Origin of the sequence: Wenyingzhuangia sp. (assembly GCF_039768515.1) — a bacterium.
Taxonomy (GTDB): domain Bacteria; phylum Bacteroidota; class Bacteroidia; order Flavobacteriales; family Flavobacteriaceae; genus Wenyingzhuangia.
On record NZ_JBDNAI010000116.1, the window covers coordinates 1 to 3,241 of the forward strand.

The following is a 3,241-nucleotide window of genomic DNA, read 5'->3' on the forward strand; positions in this document are numbered from 1 at the left end:
GGCATACCGGGTACCATAGATAATGATATTTTTGGTACTTCACATACCTTAGGGTACGATACTACCTTGAATACGGTTGTTGAAGTAATTGATAAAATTAGAGATACAGCCAGTTCACACAATCGATTATTTTTTGTAGAAGTAATGGGTAGAGACGTTGGTCATATCGCTTTGAACGTTGGAGTAGGTGCAGGAGCGGAAGAGATTTTAATACCAGAAGAAGACTTAGGTTTAGAGCGACTCTTAGATTCTTTAAGAAGAAGTAAGGAGTCCGGGAAATCATCCAGTATTGTAGTCGTAGCTGAAGGAGATAAAATAGGAAAAAACGTTTTTGAACTAAAAGATTACGTGGAAGAACATTTGCCGGAATATGAAGTGCGTGTATCTGTCCTAGGACATATGCAACGAGGTGGTTCACCTTCTTGTTTTGATCGTGTTTTAGCAAGTAGAATGGGAGTGAAAGCGGTTGAAAGTTTGTTGGAAGGGAAATCGAACTATATGGTAGGGTTGCTAAGTGACAAAATACAATTGACCCCTCTGGAAAAAGCCATCAAAGGACAGTCAAAAATAAATAAAGAATTAATTCGTGTGTCAGATATAATGACCACATAATAACAATTACGATAAAATGATTAAAATAGGAATTAACGGATTTGGTAGAATAGGAAGATTGGCTTTTCGTTCAGCAGTGAAAAGAGAAAATGTACAAGTTGTTGCCATCAACGACTTATTAGAGGTTGATTATTTAGCATATATGCTAAAATACGACTCTGTTCATGGTGCATTTGATGGAACTGTTGAGGTGAAAAACGGCATGTTGGTTGTAAATGGAAATGAAATTAGAATTACAGCAGAAAGAGATCCAGCAAACTTAAAGTGGAATGAGGTAGGTGCAGAGTATGTAATCGAATCTACAGGTTTTTTCTTGACCGAAGCGACTGCAGGAAAGCACTTAGAAGCAGGTGCTAAAAAAGTTGTTTTATCAGCTCCATCCAAAGATCATACACCTATGTTTGTGATGGGAGTAAACAATACAGAATTAACTGCAGATCAAAAGATTTTCTCAAACGCATCTTGTACAACAAACTGTTTAGCACCAATTACCAAAGTATTGAACGATAATTTTGGAATTGTTGAAGGTTTAATGACTACAGTTCACGCGGCAACTGCAACTCAAAAAACAGTAGATGGTCCTTCTATGAAAGACTGGAGAGGTGGGCGTTCTGCAATTCACAACATCATTCCTTCTTCTACAGGGGCTGCAAAAGCAGTTGGGAAAGTAATTCCTGCAATGAATGGTAAATTGACAGGAATGGCTTTTAGAGTTCCAACAATGGATGTGTCTGTTGTCGATTTAACAGTGAAGTTAGAAAAATCAGCATCTTACAAAGAAATTTGTGCAGCTATGAAAGCGGCTTCAGAAAGTGGACCTATGAAAGGTGTTCTTGGATATACCGAAGACCTAATTGTTTCTCAAGACTTCGTAGGAGATACTCGTACATCTATTTTTGATGCAAATGCGGGAATCGCTTTAAACGATAACTTTGTAAAAGTTGTTTCTTGGTATGATAATGAAATGGGATATTCTACAAAAATTGTAGACTTAATAGAATATGCTTCAACATTGTAGTTGAAACAAAAAGTGCTAAAAAAACCTGATAGATGAATTTCTATCAGGTTTTTTGTTGTTGATTACTGAAAATTACTTTACTGCGATCATACTAATTTCCACATTTACAAACTTCGGTAAGTTAGCCACTTCTACCGTTTCTCTTGCAGGCGCAGTTTCCTCGTTAAAATAAGTTCCGTAGATGGCATTTATTTCTCCAAAGTGATGCATGTCAGATATAAAAATAGAGGTTTTTATAACATTTTCAAAAGTCATATCGGCAGCTGCTAAGACGGCTTTCATATTTTCCATGACTTGTGTGGTTTCCGCTTGAATACTTTCTAAAACCAATGCGCCTGTTACTGGGTGCAATGCAATTTGTCCAGAGGTGTATAAGGTGTTTCCGCTAAGAACGGCTTGGTTGTAAGGCCCTATGGGTGCTGGTGCTTTTGAAGTAGTAATTATTCTTTTCATTTTTTAAATTCTCAAAATTAAAATGTTTTGTTCTAGTCAGAGAGAGCGTGACAAGGCTATTTTATCTAAAATAATCGTCTATCTGGCGGCTTATTTTTATCCCACTTTAAATCTTGCAATACGGTAGATTTTACACCAATAAAAAAGGTATAGGATGAAATATTACCAAATGGTACCCAATTAAAATTGAATTGCCAGCTGTCCAAGTCTCTTGTGAAATTGAATCTGGAGAAAGTAAAAGCTCCATCTTTTAAATCATACCCTGAAGAATAACCTACTTTCCATTTGGGTGATAATTCTAAGTTTCCACTAAACATGACCGAATGACTTCGTATTTCACCCGGAGTTCTTCCATTATTAGCGTAGGTTGCTGCATAAGCCAAATTGATGCTCCAAGGAATGTCTGCCTTGTAAAGCTCCGTTTCAACCTCTTTGTTTTGATTGTTGTTATTGTTGGCACCCGTTTGTGCAAATCGATTGGTTGGGTTAATATTTCCACCAATTACATCAGGTGTGTTTTGCGCCCCATTTCCACTATTGGTTTTGTTTTTATCATCGTTGTTTTTACTAAAATCAGCACTCGACAAACTGTAGTTGGCCGATAAATTTGCCGTTTCTATTCTGAAAATGTTCTTATTAAACTTATCAATAGAGAATCCTTCTTCATTTATTTGATAAGGATCTAATGAAGCGTTGAAATTAAGGGCCATTTTATCATTAAATAATCGAGTCCCCGCATTGACGTTTAAATTACTCCAACCCAAACTGTCTGCAGCGATATTGTAGGCGGTACTGAAGTTCAAGTTGTTTAAGATGGTTATTTTTTTATCCTCTTCATCACTATCTGGATCTTTAGGTGCCATCTTGGCCTCCACAACATTGTTGATGGTAATACCAATAGAATTGCTTAATCCAGAATTTGGTGCACCATAAATACCTACGTTATTATCAAAAGGAGTGTAAGTTTCAATGTCAAGAGGGTCTGCAGTTCGTTGCACCCGCTCTTCATACCTTCGGGCAAAATCAGGCGTATAATTGTAGGAGATAGAAGGTCTTATGGTATGCCGTATTGCTTTTAAACGCCCTTTGTTAAATTTAAAAGTCCCATAAATATTGGTAGACAAACTTACCCCGGTATTGTATTCTCTAAAAGATTTA

At 36.7% G+C, this 3,241-nt stretch carries 4 protein-coding genes; 2 read left to right on the forward strand and 2 right to left on the reverse strand.

The annotated features are described in order from the left end of the window. Positions 1-612, forward strand: a 612-nt coding sequence (locus tag ABF281_RS07460; RefSeq protein ID WP_347181053.1) for a 6-phosphofructokinase, incomplete at its 5' end; no start/stop codon positions are given. 16 nt (positions 613-628) lie between these two features. Beyond that, positions 629-1,630 (forward strand): type I glyceraldehyde-3-phosphate dehydrogenase, encoded by a 1,002-nt coding sequence (gap, locus tag ABF281_RS07465; RefSeq protein ID WP_347181054.1) that lies wholly within the window; start codon positions 629-631, stop codon positions 1,628-1,630. Positions 1,631-1,702: 72 nt separating this feature from the next. Here the strand turns inward: gap and ABF281_RS07470 are convergent, their stop codons facing one another. Together ABF281_RS07470 and ABF281_RS07475 are read right to left on the reverse strand one after the other, a co-directional pair. Continuing rightward, complete coding sequence (locus ABF281_RS07470) at positions 1,703-2,083, reverse strand: Rid family detoxifying hydrolase (protein ID WP_347181055.1); 381 nt, start codon at positions 2,081-2,083, stop codon at positions 1,703-1,705. 65 nt (positions 2,084-2,148) lie between these two features. Continuing rightward, a partial coding sequence (locus ABF281_RS07475; protein WP_347181056.1) for a putative LPS assembly protein LptD occupies positions 2,149-3,241 on the reverse strand: 1,093 nt, incomplete at its 5' end.

What these genes read in the sequence shown, in the direction of transcription:
- gap (WP_347181054.1), top strand. Translation starts at nt 629, where the DNA reads ATGATTAAAATAGGAATTAACGGATTTGGTAGAATAGGAAGATTGGCT.
- ABF281_RS07470 (WP_347181055.1), bottom strand. Translation starts at nt 2,083, where the DNA reads ATGAAAAGAATAATTACTACTTCAAAAGCACCAGCACCCATAGGGCCT.